Source organism: Gemmobacter denitrificans, from assembly GCF_036964905.1.
Classification (GTDB): domain Bacteria; phylum Pseudomonadota; class Alphaproteobacteria; order Rhodobacterales; family Rhodobacteraceae; genus Gemmobacter; species Gemmobacter denitrificans.
Genome location: NZ_JBALHR010000010.1, coordinates 77,708 through 90,454 on the forward strand (window position 1 = coordinate 77,708; position 12,747 = coordinate 90,454).

General features: G+C 62.7%; 13 protein-coding genes. 10 read left to right on the top strand and 3 right to left on the bottom strand.

Annotated features, from left to right (window positions below; translation table 11 throughout):
* The first annotated feature begins 5 nt into the window (after positions 1-5).
* The 3 genes from V6590_RS15170 to rpoD all read left to right on the top strand — a co-directional run bounded on the left by V6590_RS15170 (position 6) and on the right by rpoD (position 5,298).
* Positions 6-1,148, top strand: a complete 1,143-nt coding sequence (locus V6590_RS15170) for an amidohydrolase (RefSeq protein WP_335424525.1) — start codon at positions 6-8, stop codon at positions 1,146-1,148.
* A 62-nt stretch (positions 1,149-1,210) separates the two neighbouring features.
* The gene (gene dnaG, locus V6590_RS15175) at positions 1,211-3,187 is read left to right on the top strand and encodes a DNA primase (protein WP_335424526.1); all 1,977 of its coding nucleotides are present in this window, start codon (positions 1,211-1,213) and stop codon (positions 3,185-3,187) included.
* A gap of 119 nt (positions 3,188-3,306) precedes the next feature.
* Complete coding sequence (gene rpoD / locus V6590_RS15180; RefSeq protein ID WP_335424527.1) at positions 3,307-5,298, top strand: RNA polymerase sigma factor RpoD; 1,992 nt, start codon at positions 3,307-3,309, stop codon at positions 5,296-5,298.
* A 60-nt stretch (positions 5,299-5,358) separates the two neighbouring features.
* Here rpoD and V6590_RS15185 read toward each other — a convergent pair whose 3' ends face one another.
* From V6590_RS15185 to V6590_RS15195, 3 genes are all read right to left on the bottom strand, one after another.
* On the bottom strand, positions 5,359-6,402 hold the full coding sequence (locus tag V6590_RS15185; protein ID WP_335424528.1) for a YeeE/YedE family protein: 1,044 nt from the start codon (positions 6,400-6,402) through the stop codon (positions 5,359-5,361).
* A 51-nt stretch (positions 6,403-6,453) separates the two neighbouring features.
* Positions 6,454-6,774 carry an ArsR/SmtB family transcription factor gene (locus V6590_RS15190; protein ID WP_335424529.1) on the bottom strand — a complete coding sequence of 107 codons (321 nt, stop codon included), beginning with the start codon at positions 6,772-6,774 and terminating at the stop codon, positions 6,454-6,456.
* Between the two features lie 108 nt (positions 6,775-6,882).
* Positions 6,883-7,245, bottom strand: coding sequence for a thioredoxin domain-containing protein (locus V6590_RS15195; protein WP_335424530.1), 363 nt, complete (start codon positions 7,243-7,245; stop codon positions 6,883-6,885).
* A 78-nt stretch (positions 7,246-7,323) separates the two neighbouring features.
* Here V6590_RS15195 and V6590_RS15200 point away from each other — a divergent pair, with 78 nt between their 5' ends.
* The 7 genes from V6590_RS15200 to soxB all read left to right on the top strand — a co-directional run bounded on the left by V6590_RS15200 (position 7,324) and on the right by soxB (position 12,740).
* Positions 7,324-8,061, top strand: a complete 738-nt coding sequence (locus tag V6590_RS15200) for a cytochrome c biogenesis CcdA family protein (RefSeq protein ID WP_335424531.1) — start codon at positions 7,324-7,326, stop codon at positions 8,059-8,061.
* 18 nt (positions 8,062-8,079) lie between these two features.
* Positions 8,080-8,655 (top strand): SoxW family protein, encoded by a 576-nt coding sequence (locus tag V6590_RS15205; RefSeq protein WP_335424532.1) that lies wholly within the window; start codon positions 8,080-8,082, stop codon positions 8,653-8,655.
* Positions 8,656-8,758: 103 nt separating this feature from the next.
* Positions 8,759-9,232 carry a sulfur oxidation c-type cytochrome SoxX gene (soxX, locus tag V6590_RS15210; protein ID WP_335424533.1) on the top strand — a complete coding sequence of 158 codons (474 nt, stop codon included), beginning with the start codon at positions 8,759-8,761 and terminating at the stop codon, positions 9,230-9,232.
* A 29-nt stretch (positions 9,233-9,261) separates the two neighbouring features.
* Complete coding sequence (gene soxY / locus V6590_RS15215; RefSeq protein ID WP_335424534.1) at positions 9,262-9,681, top strand: thiosulfate oxidation carrier protein SoxY; 420 nt, start codon at positions 9,262-9,264, stop codon at positions 9,679-9,681.
* 23 nt (positions 9,682-9,704) lie between these two features.
* Entirely contained in the window at positions 9,705-10,034 is a 330-nt protein-coding gene (gene soxZ, locus V6590_RS15220) for a thiosulfate oxidation carrier complex protein SoxZ (RefSeq protein ID WP_335424535.1), read from the top strand.
* A 27-nt stretch (positions 10,035-10,061) separates the two neighbouring features.
* Positions 10,062-10,928, top strand: a complete 867-nt coding sequence (gene soxA / locus V6590_RS15225) for a sulfur oxidation c-type cytochrome SoxA (protein WP_335424536.1) — start codon at positions 10,062-10,064, stop codon at positions 10,926-10,928.
* Positions 10,929-11,045: 117 nt separating this feature from the next.
* A complete protein-coding gene (gene soxB / locus V6590_RS15230) occupies positions 11,046-12,740 on the top strand; it encodes a thiosulfohydrolase SoxB (RefSeq protein WP_335424537.1) in 1,695 nt (564 codons plus the stop codon).
* The last annotated feature ends 7 nt before the right edge of the window (positions 12,741-12,747 follow it).

The following is a 12,747-nucleotide window of genomic DNA, read 5'->3' on the forward strand; positions in this document are numbered from 1 at the left end:
CGCCTATGCTGACCAATGCCGATCTGGCCGACCTGGCGGCCTTTCGCCATTCCCTGCATCGGCAGCCGGAACTGTCGGGGGCCGAAGCCGAAACTGCAGCCGCCGTTCTGGCCTTTACCGAAAGCACCCGGCCCGATGCCGTGCTGACCGGGCTGGGTGGGCATGGCGTCGCGCTGGTGTTTGGCGGGGCGGAACCTGGTCCGACGGTGATGATCCGGGCGGAACTTGATGCGCTGCCGATCATCGAGACCGGCACGATTGCACACGTCTCGGAGCGGCCCGGCGTCGCGCATCTGTGCGGGCATGACGGGCATACCACCATCCTCTGCGGTCTGGCCCGCCTCTTACACCGGCAGCGTCCGGCGCGGGGCCGTGTGGTGCTGTTGTTTCAACCCGCCGAAGAGGATGGATCAGGGGCGGCTGCCGTTCTGGCCGATCCACGCTTTGCGCAGATTGCGCCCGATTGGGCCTTTGCGCTGCATAATCTGCCGGGGTTGCCCTTTGGCCGGGTGATCCTTGAACCGGGCCCGGCCAATTGTGCCTCGGTCGGGTTGAAGCTGGTGTTTCAGGGCCGCACCGCCCATGCCGCCGAACCGCACAAGGCGATCAGCCCTGCCGCGACACTGGCCACCTTGATCCCCGGTTTGATGGGGTTGGGTACGGGGGGCGATCTGGGGCCGGATTTCCGGCTGGTGACGCTGACCCATCTGACCATGGGCGAGCCTGCCTTTGGCATCACACCCGGCCAGGCCGAACTTTGGGCCACGCTGCGCAGCCTGACCGATGACCGGATGGCCGCGCTGAAGGCCGAGGCGCTGGCCATGGCGCAAGGGGCCGCTGCCGAGGCAGGTCTCGCGCTCAGCCAGAGCTGGCACGATGATTTCGCGGCCTGCACCAATGATCCCCAGGCAACCGAGGTTTTCCGCCGGGCCATCGCGGCAGAGGTGATCCCGCTGATCCCCGGCCCGGCCCTGCGCGCATCTGAGGATTTCGGGCGTTTCGGCGCTGGCGCGCGGGCCTGCATGGCCTATTTCGGTGCAGGTGAGGCCTGCCCCGCCCTGCATGCCCCGGACTACGATTTTCCCGATGATCTGATCCCGCTGGGCATACGGGCCTTTCATCGGGTGATCCGCGAGCTTCTGGGCTGAAGCCTCCCGCTTTCCCGGCCCCGCCGCTGGACTTTCCGGCGCCAAAGGCCGATATATCCCCCATGTCCCTGCCGCCCGGATTCCTTGACGAACTCCGCAACCGCGTCTCGCTTTCCGCCGTCATCGGCCGGAAGGTGACGTGGGACATGCGCAAATCCAACCAAGGCAAGGGCGACTGGTGGGCACCTTGCCCGTTTCATCAGGAAAAATCGGCCAGTTTTCACGTCGATGACCGCAAGGGGTTCTACTATTGCTTTGGTTGCCATGCCAAAGGCGATGCGGTGACCTTTGTGAAGGAACTTGAAAACGTCTCGTTCATGGAGGCGGTGGAGATTCTGGCGCGCGAGGCAGGGATGCAGATGCCTGCCCGCGATCCGCAGGCCGCCCAGAAGGCCGACCGCCGCACCCAGTTGTCCGAGGTGATGGAAGAGGCGATCCGCTTCTTTCGGTTGCAGTTGCAGACCGGTGCCGCCGAACCCGCCCGCGATTATCTTTCCCGCAAGCGCCGCCTTCTGCCCGAAGCGCAAGACCGCTGGGGCATCGGCTGGGCCCCGGACAGCCGCACGGCATTGCTGACGGCGCTGAAGGCCAAGGGCGTGCCGCCCGATCTGTTGGTGGCCACCGGGCTGATCGCCAAGGGCGAGGATGGCAGCCTGTATGACCGCTTTCGCGGCCGGATCATCTTTCCCATTCGCGATGCGCGGGGCCGGGCCATCAGTCTGGGGGGGCGATCGCTGGACCCCAATGCCCGCGCCAAATATCTGAACGGGCCGGAAACCGAACTTTTCGACAAGGGCCGCAACCTGTTCAACCTGGCCCCCGCGCGCGAGGCGGCGGGCAAGGGGCTGCCGTTGGTCGTGGCCGAAGGCTATATGGATGTGATCGCGCTGGTCGAGGCGGGGTTTCGGGCTGCCGTTGCGCCGCTGGGCACCGCGATCACCGAAGACCAGCTTCGGCTGATGTGGCGCATTTCGCCCGAGCCAGTGATCACGCTGGATGGCGATGCGGCAGGCCAAAGGGCGGCAATGCGGCTGATCGATCTGGCGTTGCCGCTGCTGGAGGCAGGGCAGGGCCTGCGTTTTGCCGTATTGCCGCAGGGGCTCGATCCCGATGATCTGATCAAGGCGCAGGGGGCACCGGCCATGCAGGCGGTGCTGGACGGGGCGCAGCCCATGGTCAACCTGCTGTGGCAGCGCGAAACCGAAGGCCAGGTGTTTGACAGCCCCGAGCGCAAGGCCGCGCTGGACAAACGGCTGCGCGCGGCCCTGACGAAAATCCGCGATCCCGGCCTGCGCCAGCATTATGGCGAAGATATCAAAGAGCTTCGCTGGGCGCTGTTCCGGTCGGGCCGTCGCCCGCCAAGGCGCGATCAGCCCGGCCCGCGATCCAGCCCCGGCTGGCAAGGGCGCAATGCGCCCCCCGTGCCGGTGGCCACCACCCGCGCCTCGGCGCTTGCCACTGCATCAGATGATGCGGTGACCATTTCGCTGCGCATCGCTGTCGTTCTGGCAACGCTCTGCCGCTATCCCGGCTATATCGACCGGTTCGAGACCGAACTGGAGCGGATGCAGTTGACCGACCCCGATCACGAAGCGCTGCGCCAGACCCTTCTGACCCATGCCCATGATGCCGACCCGGAAACCCGCCCCGCCCGTCTGCTGCGTGCGGCAGGCGCAGTGCTTGAAACGCTGATGTCCCATCCCCAGATACAGGTGCAGCCGCATCTGCGCCGCCCCGATGACGCCTGTGCCGCCAAATGTCTGGAAATGGAGTTTGCCAAGCTGCAGGCCCAATGGGGTGCCGTGCAGGAATTGCGCGAAGCGTCAGAGGACATTGAGGCGCTGGCCGATGAAGGGCTGACATGGCGCGTGGCCCAGGCGGCCCGTGCGGTGGCCGAGGCCGAAAAGGGCCCCGAGGCCGCCCGCGCCGATGGCGTTCTGGCGGAAAACGGAGTCGAGATGGACCGAGAGGAGCTGGACCATGCCCGCCAGACCTGGGCCAATATTGATTTCACCCGGGGGGGAAAGGCACGAAAATGATCCCCGACGCCCTGTTGTTGCGCAAATCGGGCAAGGCGCGCGCGCTGCCCCTTTCACCTCCCGTGATTCGCGCTATTGATTCGTAATCCATCCGACCGATTCGGCCCTGAGGAGTTCCCATGGTCAAAGACACCGACGACGGCAAGCCCGAGGAGCAGGAGGCTGATGTCTCGCTCGACATGAGCCAGGCTGCTGTCAAACGCATGATCGCCGAGGCGCGGGAACGCGGCTATATCACCTATGATCAGCTGAACGCCGCGCTGCCGCCGGAACATGCCTCGTCCGAACAGATCGAGGACGTGATGGCAATGCTGTCCGAAATGGGCATCAATGTCGTCGATGGGGAAGAGGCGGAAGAGGCCGAAACCGGCGGCGAACTGGTAGAGACCGGCTCGGGCTCGCGCGAAGTGGCGCTGTCCGGGGGGGCAGCCGAGACGCTGGACCGCACCGACGATCCGGTGCGCATGTATCTGCGCGAGATGGGTTCGGTGGAACTGCTGTCGCGCGAAGGCGAAATCGCGATTGCCAAGCGCATCGAGGCTGGCCGCAACACAATGATCGCGGGCCTGTGCGAAAGCCCGCTGACCTTTCAGGCCATCACGATCTGGCGCGAGGAATTGCTGAGCGAAGACATCCTGCTGCGCGATGTGATCGACCTTGAAGCCACGTTCGGCCGCAGCCTTGATGGCGACGATGAACTGGGTGGGCTGGAAGAGGTGGATATCGCCGGTGCCCCTGCCGCACCGCGCCGCTCTGCCTCGTCGGAACCGGAACTTGACGCCGATGGTAACCCCATCAGCCGCGCCGAGGAAGAGGACGACGACGACGACGCCTCCAGCATGTCACTGGCTGCGATGGAAAACGCCCTGCGCCCCAAGGTGCTGGAGACGCTGGAACGTATCGCGCTGGATTATGAAACGCTGGCCGAGATGCAGGATCGCCGCATGCATGCGGCGATGAACAACACGGTTGCCCGCTTCACCACCGAGGAAGAGGCCACCTATCAGAAGCTGCGGTCGGAAATCGTGCTGCTGGTGAACGAACTTCACCTGCATAACAACCGGATCGAGGCGCTGATCGACCAGCTTTACGGCATCAACCGCAAGATCATGTCGATCAACTCCGGTATGGTGAAGCTGGCCGATGCGGCGCGCATCAACCGCCGTGAATTCATCGACGAATATCAGGGCTACGAACTTGATCCGTCTTGGCTGGACCGGATGGCGGCCAAGGCCGGGCGCGGTTGGCAGGCGCTGATCGAGAAATCCCGCGACAAGGTGGAAGAGTTGCGTGCCGAAATGGCGCAGGTCGGCCAATATGTCGGCGTGGACATCACCGAATTCCGCCGCATCGTGAACCAGGTCCAGAAGGGCGAGAAAGAGGCGCGGCAGGCCAAGAAGGAAATGGTCGAGGCCAACCTGCGTCTGGTGATCTCGATCGCCAAGAAATACACCAACCGCGGGCTGCAATTCCTTGATCTTATTCAGGAAGGCAATATCGGCCTGATGAAGGCGGTGGACAAGTTCGAATACCGCCGCGGCTACAAGTTCAGCACTTATGCCACCTGGTGGATCCGGCAGGCGATCACCCGTTCGATTGCTGATCAGGCCCGCACCATCCGTATTCCGGTGCACATGATCGAAACGATCAACAAGCTGGTGCGCACCGGTCGGCAAATGCTGCATGAAATCGGCCGCGAACCCACGCCGGAAGAACTGGCCGAAAAGCTGCAGATGCCGCTGGAAAAGGTCCGCAAGGTGATGAAGATCGCCAAGGAACCGATTTCGCTGGAAACCCCGATTGGCGACGAAGAAGACAGCCAACTGGGCGATTTCATCGAGGACAAGAACGCGATCCTGCCGCTGGACAGCGCCATTCAGGAAAACCTTAAGGAAACCACGACCCGCGTTCTGGCCAGCCTGACCCCGCGCGAGGAGCGCGTGCTGCGCATGCGCTTTGGTATCGGCATGAACACCGATCACACGCTGGAAGAAGTAGGCCAGCAATTCAGCGTGACTCGCGAACGTATCCGCCAGATCGAGGCCAAGGCGTTGCGGAAGCTGAAACACCCCAGCCGCTCGCGCAAGCTGCGCAGCTTCTTGGATCAATAAGAAGAAGGCGCCCTGCGGGGCGCCTTTTTCGTTGTTGCTCCGCGTTGCGATGCCCCGAAATCAATCCGGCTGAAAGCCCGAGATCAGCTGACGCAGGCCTATGGCCGCCCCGATCCCGATGGCGGCCAGCGTCACCGGTCCGGACCAGGCAAGGGTGGCAAAGCCGGTCAGACCCTGACCGACCGAACAGCCCATGGCCACAACGCCGCCGATCCCCATCAGCACGGCCCCGCCCACCTGTCGGCCAAGTTCGCGCGGGTCTTCGCAGGCCTCCCAGCGGAACAGGCCCCGGATCATCGACCCGATCAGCGCGCCGGCCATGACGCCAACCACCGATCCGACCGAAAAGGTGATCCCGCCTGCTGTGGAGGTCATCAGGAAGATCAGCGTGCGGCCAACGGGCGCGGTGAAGGACGGCCCTTCCACGGTGATCGCGCCAAGGCTGACCTCCGACAGCCAGGTGGTTCCGGCAAAGCACCAGACCACGGCAAGGCCCGCCGCAATCCCCCACAGGATCATCCGGGGGGAATGGCGCAGCGGGGCATAGGCGAGCGCCCAAATCAGCAGGCCCACGGAGATTGCTGTTACCACAACCAGCGGCGGCAGGCCGATCAGGCTGGCGCTGTGCAGAATATCTTGCGGGCCTTCCGCAGCGGGTTGGGGGAACAGGGCGATCCTCAGGGGCGCAAGGGGCCCCGACAGGGCGATGAAGCCAAAAATCCCCATGACAACCACCACGACCAGGGATCGCAAATCTCCGCCGCCAAACCGCACCAATGCGCCAAAGCCGCAATTGCCAGCCAGCGCCATGCCATAGCCAAAGACCAGCCCGCCGATGATTGATCCCAGCGGGCTCCACTGCAGATCATGGTACAGCGTTGCCCGCAGGTTGATCAGTCCTGCCATGGCCCCAAACTGGGTGCCAAGGATGGCCACGGCCAGCACGATGCCCCAAAGCCGCAATCTGCGCTGATCTTCGCCGTATAGCGCGGTCTCAATCGCACCAAGGGTGCAGAATTCGCCCAGCCGCGCGGCAAGGCCCAGCACTGTGCCGCCGATCAGACCGATGATGGCCGCCAGCACTCCGATGGGAACAGTCTCCATCCGACGTCTTTCCTCCCGTTTCCCGCAGCTCGGGCTGCGGGTTGGCCGCCCCTATCCCCGATCTTGTGCCGGGGTGCCGAAAAGGCGGCAAAGCAGTTCGATCGTTTCTGCGACCTTGGGGTCGAGAAGTGAATAATAGATCACCTGACCTTCGCGCCGTGCGCTGACCAGACCTTCAAGGCGCAGTCGAGCCAGTTGCTGGCTGACCACAGCCTGACGTGCCGACAGCAGGTTTTCAAGTTCCGTGACGGATTTCGGACCGGAATGAAGATGGCACAAAATGGTCAGGCGGCCATCATGGCCAAGCGCCTTGAGGAAATTGGCAGCGGCTTCGGCCTCGGCCACCAGAGGGGCAAGGGGGGGGGGTGTCATATCTGCGCCAACTGCTGTCACCACCTGATCCAGTCCCCGGTTCCCCTTTTCTGCAGCCTATACATGACTTGGCCCGAAGGGGGCCAGAGGATTATGGTGCGCGCCCGGTCACTGCGCCCGTGCGGCGGCGATCATGCCCGACAAAAGCGGCCAGAAGAAATCTTCACCCGGATAGCCTTCGATCCGGTCCTGTTCGACCCCATCGGCCAGCAGGATGAAGGTCGGCGTGAAGGCGGGCGGTCGGTCCAGTGTGATGTCTGTGGGAACGGGCGCGCGCAGTTGCAGGCGACGCAATGGTGCGGCCTTGCCTTCGTCCGTTATCGGATATTCGGGCGCGATTTCGGCATCCCACCTTGCACAATAGGTGCAGCCGGGCTGTTCGATCATGACCAGTTCAAGATCGGAGGCTTGCGCCACCACCGGGGCAAGGCAGGCAAACACGGCGGCAAAGGCGAAACGGTGGAAGGTCATGTTGACGCCTATCAAAAGATAATAATATGCTAATATATCTTTGCCGATCCGGCAAGGCAGCGCTTCGGGGAGGGAGCGATGCTGGAAGTGAGCTTTAGCGGCGCCGCGCTTGCGGGGCTTTTGTCCTTTCTGTCGCCCTGCATCCTGCCGATGGTGCCATTCTATTTGTCCTATATGGCCGGGATATCGGTCAGGGAATTGCGGGACGGTGGCACTGTTGCGCCCGGCGCGCGTGGGCGGCTGCTGGTACAGGCGGTCGCGTTCGCGCTTGGGGTCACCTCGATCTTCGTGCTTCTGGGTATGGGGGCAACGGCGCTTGGCCGGGTTTTACTGCAATGGCGCGAGATTCTTTCCTGGGTCGCGGGCGGTGTGTTGATCCTGTTCGGGCTCCATTTCCTGGGCATCCTGCGCATTGCGCTGTTCTACCGCGAAGCACGGGTGCAGACCGAGGCCAAGCCGCGCACGCTGATCGGGGCCTATGTCATGGGGCTGGCCTTCGGCTTTGGCTGGACACCCTGCGTGGGCCCTGCGCTGGCGGCGATCCTGATGGTGGCCAGCGGGATGGGCGATCTGTGGCAAGGGGCGGCGCTGCTTCTGGTTTACGGCCTGGGGATGACACTGCCCTTCGTTCTGGCTGCGGCCTTTGCGGGCCCCTTTCTGGGTTGGGTGGCGCGGCACCGCGTTCTGATGGGCCACGTCGAAAAGGCGATGGGGGTGATGCTGATCGTCTTCGGTCTTTTGATCGCCACCAATTCGGTGAACCTGATCGCGGATTGGATGATCCGCAATTTCGACTGGTCTGCCACTTTGACATGACGAAGAGGAGAAACGGCGATGCTGCGATGGGCAGGGATGATGGCGGCGCTGGTGCTGATGGCACTGCCCGCAATGGCGGTGGAACTGGGCGATGACGGTCTGCACAAGCCGGATTGGCTGCGCGAGACCTTCAAGGACCTGCGCGAGGATCTGGCCGAAGCCAATGCCGAAGGCAAGCGGCTGCTGATCTCGGTCGAACAGCGGGGCTGCATCTATTGCACCAAGATGCATGAAGAGGTCTTTCCCGATCCAAAGATCGATGCGTTGATCCGCGATCACTACTTCGTCGTGCAGATGAACCTTTTCGGCGATGTGGAGGTGACCGATTTCGACGGCACCGTCCTGAGTGAGAAAGACATGGCCACAAGGTGGGGGGTGATGTTCACGCCCACGCTGATCTTTCTGCCCGAGACTGTGGCAGATGGGGCCACGGCTGCCGATGCGGCGGTCGCGATGATGCCGGGGGCCTTTGGCAAGGGGACCACTGCGGCGCTGCTGACATGGGTGCGTGACCGCCGATATGAGTCGGGCGAGCATTTCCAGAAGTTCCTGGCCGAGCAGATGGCACTTGAACAATCGGCTGCAAGCGATTGAAGTTTCTATTTATATAGGAATATTCACAGATACATATATTTCTGTTGCATGCGACGGCATCCCGTTGCTATCGTAACGGCAGGGAAGATCAGGGAGGATCGCAATGACACGCCGGCTTTGGCTGGCGTCGGTGGTGGCTTGTGCCGCTGCCACGCCCGCTTTGTCTGAATTGGCCCCCAAGGATGTGGCCTTTGTCGAAGGTGCGGTGGAAACATCGCTGACCGGCACGCCGGGCAACCCCGAAGAAGGGGTGAAGGTGATGACCACCAACGCACTCGGGAATTGCGTCGCCTGCCATCAGGTCGAGGCCATCGCGAATGTACAGTTCCCTGGAACCATCGCGCCGCCCCTGGACGGGGTTGCGGATCGCTGGACCGAGGCGCAGTTGCGCGGGATTGTCGCCAACGCAAAGATGACCTTCGAAGACAGCTTCATGCCCGCCTTCTACAAGACGGAAGGCTTTATCCGGCCAGGCAATGCCTACACAGGCAAGGCGCCCGACGGTGATCTGCCGCCCATCCTGACGGCGCAGCAGATCGAGGATGTCGTGGCCTTTCTGATGACCCTTAAGGAATGACGGCCCAGAGGAGAGCCAAGGATATGACGATGAAACTTTCCAGACGGAATGCCCTTTGGGTCGGCTTCGGCGGGATTGCTGCGGCGGCCTTTCCGGGGCTGGCAACGGCGGCCACGGTCGATGAACTGACGGCCGCCTTCACGGGCGGCGCTGCGGCAGGAACGGGCGGCATCACCCTGACCACGCCGGAAATCGCCGAAAATGGCAATACGGTTCCGGTCGAGGTGGATGCACCCGGCGCCGTGGCGATCCTGCTGCTGGCAGTCGGAAATCCCGAACCTGCCGTGGCGACCTTCACCTTCGGGCCGGGCGCTGGCAGCCAGCGCGCCGCAACGCGTATCCGCCTTGCCAAGACGCAGGATGTGGTCGCCATGGCCAAGATGGCTGACGGATCGATCGTGCAGGCTCAGGCGACCGTGAAGGTCACCATCGGCGGCTGCGGCGGCTGAGATCAGGGAAAGGGAGAGAGACTATGGCAGATGATGCAAAACCCCGCGTGAAAGTGCCGAAGTCGGCAGCGGCGGGCGAGGTGGTCACGATCAAGGCCCTGATCAGCCACAAGATGGAATCCGGTCAGCGCAAGGATGCGGATGGCAAGCTGATCCCGCGGTCGATCATCAACCGGTTCACTTGCGATCTGAACGGGGTGAACGTCGTGGATGTGGCCATTGATCCGGCGGTGTCCACCAACCCCTATTTCGAATTCGACGCCAAGGTCGACGCGGCGGGCGAGTTCAAGTTCACCTGGTATGATGATGATGGCTCCGTCTATGAAGACGTGAAGCCCATCGCAGTCGCCTGAGCGCCGCAAGGTAGAGGGAGGAAAACCATGCGTCGCACCTTGAAACTGGGACTGGCCGCAACGGCCCTTGGCCTTGCCCTGACGGGCATGGCCGCCGCTGACCCTGTCGAGGACAAGCTGGTCGTGGAGACGGAAGACGGCCCGCTGGAAATGGTGACAACAACAGCAGCGCCCGATTTCTTGAAAGATGCAGTGCCGACGATCTATTCCGGCTGGCACTACCGCGAAGACGAAACCCGCGACTTGCAGCGCGATGATTTCGACAATCCGGGCATGGTCTTCGTGGATCGCGGTCTGGATGCCTGGAACAAGCCGATGGGGGCCAAGGGCGAAAGCTGCGCGGGCTGCCATGAAGGCCCGGAAAGCATGAAGGGCCTGCGCGCCGTCCTTCCGCGTGTCGATGCGGCGACGGGTGAGTTGATGATCATGGAAGATTACATCAACCGCTGCGTGACCGAACGCATGGGGCTCGAAGCCTGGGGTCTGACCAAAGACCCGATGAAGGACATGCTGGCCCTGATTTCCATGCAGTCGCGCGGCGAAATCGTCAATGTCGCGATTGATGGCGCTGCCGCGCCGTTCTGGGAGAAGGGCAAGGAAATCTACCACACCCGCTATGGGCAGCTGGAGATGGCCTGTGTGAACTGCCATCAGGATCAGGCTGGTCTGATGATCCGCGCCGACCATCTGAGCCAGGGGCAGATCAATGGCTTTCCGGTCTATCGTCTGAAGGATGCGGGCATCCTTTCGGCGCAGCAGCGCTTCATCGGCTGCGTGCGGGATACCCGCGCGGAGACCTTCAAGGCCGGTTCGCCCGAGTTCAAGGCGCTGGAGCTTTACGTCGCCTCGCGTGGCAATGGGCTGAGCGTCGAGGGCGTGTCGGTGCGCCACTAAGCACGACCAAACCTCCTGCCCTGGCTGTCACGCCGGGGCAGGATCATCACGAAAACGGGGCCGTCAGGGCGCGCCGGGGGCGCGAATGGCGGAATATTGCCCGAAGGAGGCAGACGGATGATCACGCGGCGCGAATTCCTGCAGGCATCGGTGGCAGCATCGGCCATTGTCGGGCTGTCGGGCTTTGGCAACTGGTCCAGGCTGGCCGCGCAGCAGGCGCTGACGCAAGACCAGCTTCTGGCCTTTGACGATTTCGGCAATGTCACGCTGGTGCATATCACTGACATTCATGCCCAGCTGAAACCGATCTGGTTCCGCGAACCGGAATGGAACATCGGCGTGGGCGATGCCAAGGGCCAGCCGCCTCATGTCGTCGGCCGCGATTTCATCGAGATGTTCAAGCTGACCCCGGCCTCGCCCGAGGCCTATGCCCTGACCTATGAGGATTTCGCGGCACTGGGCAAGACCTATGGCCGCATGGGGGGTATGGACCGGGTGGCCACCGTGGTCAAATCGATCCGCGCCGCCCGCCCTGAAGCGCTGATCCTGGATGGCGGCGACACCTGGCACGGGTCGATGACCAGCTTTCTGACCAAGGGGCAGGATGTGGTGAATGTCATGAACGCCCTGGGTATCGAGGCGATGACCAGCCATTGGGAATGGACGCTGGGCACCGAACGGGTAAAGGAGATCGTCGAAACGCAGCTCAAGTTCCCGTTCCTTGGCGCGAATATCTTCGATGCGGAATGGGACGAACCGGCCTTCGAACCCTACAAGATCTTTGAACGCGGCGGTGTGCGGATCGCGGTGATCGGGCAGGCCTTCCCCTATATGCCCATCGCGAACCCGAAATGGATGTTCCCCGAATACAGCTTTGGCATTCGCGAAGAACGGATGCAGGAGGTGGTGGACGAGGTCCGCGCCGAAGGCGTCGATCTGGTGGTCTGCCTGTCGCATAACGGCTTTGACGTGGATCGCAAGATGGCAGGCCGGGTGAAGGGGATCGACGTGATCCTGACCGGCCATACCCATGATGCCATTCCCGAACCCGTGCTGGTGGGGGAAACGATCCTGATTGCCAGCGGCAGCCACGGCAAATTCGTCAGCCGGGTGGATCTGGATGTGCGTGATGGCCGGATGATGGGCTTCCGCCACAAGCTCATTCCCATCTTCTCGGATGTTATCACCCCGGATGCCGATATGGCGGGGCTGATCGACGCCGAACGCGCGCCCTTCAAGGATCAGCTGGAAGAGAAGATCGGCACAACCGAAAGCCTGTTGTATCGGCGCGGGAATTTCCAGGGCACCTGGGATGATCTGATCTGCGATGCCATCCGGTCGGAACGCGATGCCCAGATCGCCATGTCGCCCGGTGTCCGCTGGGGGGCCTCGCTCATGCCGGGTGATGCGATCACCCGCGAAGATATCCACAATGTCACCTCCATGACCTATGGCGCCTGCTACCGCACCGAAATGACGGGCGAAACGCTGAAGACCATTCTGGAAGACGTGGCCGACAACCTGTTCAACCCCGACCCCTATTACCAGCAGGGCGGCGATATGGTGCGCGTGGGTGGGCTCGGTTTTGCCATCGACGTGTCGCAACAGATCGGCAAGCGGATCACCAACCTGACGCTGACCGATACGGGCGAGACCATCGATGCCGCCAAATCCTACACTGTGGCGGGCTGGGCCAGCGTGAACGAAGGCACCGAAGGGCCGCAGATCTGGGATGTGGTCGAAGTCCATATCCGCAAGCTGGGCACCGTCAAACTGGAACCCCGTGCCACGGTCAATGTGACCGGGATTTGAGATCAAA

Bases quoted from the DNA above. Each gene is read 5' to 3' on its own strand.
- V6590_RS15205 (WP_335424532.1), top strand. From the start codon at position 8,080: ATGCTGCGATGGGCAGGGATGATGGCGGCGCTGGTGCTGATGGCACTG.
- soxY (WP_335424534.1), top strand. From the start codon at position 9,262: ATGAAACTTTCCAGACGGAATGCCCTTTGGGTCGGCTTCGGCGGGATT.
- V6590_RS15195 (WP_335424530.1), bottom strand. From the start codon at position 7,245: ATGACCTTCCACCGTTTCGCCTTTGCCGCCGTGTTTGCCTGCCTTGCC.
- soxZ (WP_335424535.1), top strand. From the start codon at position 9,705: ATGGCAGATGATGCAAAACCCCGCGTGAAAGTGCCGAAGTCGGCAGCG.
- soxB (WP_335424537.1), top strand. From the start codon at position 11,046: ATGATCACGCGGCGCGAATTCCTGCAGGCATCGGTGGCAGCATCGGCC.
- V6590_RS15190 (WP_335424529.1), bottom strand. From the start codon at position 6,774: ATGACACCCCCCCCCCTTGCCCCTCTGGTGGCCGAGGCCGAAGCCGCT.
- rpoD (WP_335424527.1), top strand. From the start codon at position 3,307: ATGGTCAAAGACACCGACGACGGCAAGCCCGAGGAGCAGGAGGCTGAT.
- soxA (WP_335424536.1), top strand. From the start codon at position 10,062: ATGCGTCGCACCTTGAAACTGGGACTGGCCGCAACGGCCCTTGGCCTT.
- soxX (WP_335424533.1), top strand. From the start codon at position 8,759: ATGACACGCCGGCTTTGGCTGGCGTCGGTGGTGGCTTGTGCCGCTGCC.
- dnaG (WP_335424526.1), top strand. From the start codon at position 1,211: ATGTCCCTGCCGCCCGGATTCCTTGACGAACTCCGCAACCGCGTCTCG.
- V6590_RS15185 (WP_335424528.1), bottom strand. From the start codon at position 6,402: ATGGAGACTGTTCCCATCGGAGTGCTGGCGGCCATCATCGGTCTGATC.
- V6590_RS15200 (WP_335424531.1), top strand. From the start codon at position 7,324: ATGCTGGAAGTGAGCTTTAGCGGCGCCGCGCTTGCGGGGCTTTTGTCC.
- V6590_RS15170 (WP_335424525.1), top strand. From the start codon at position 6: ATGCTGACCAATGCCGATCTGGCCGACCTGGCGGCCTTTCGCCATTCC.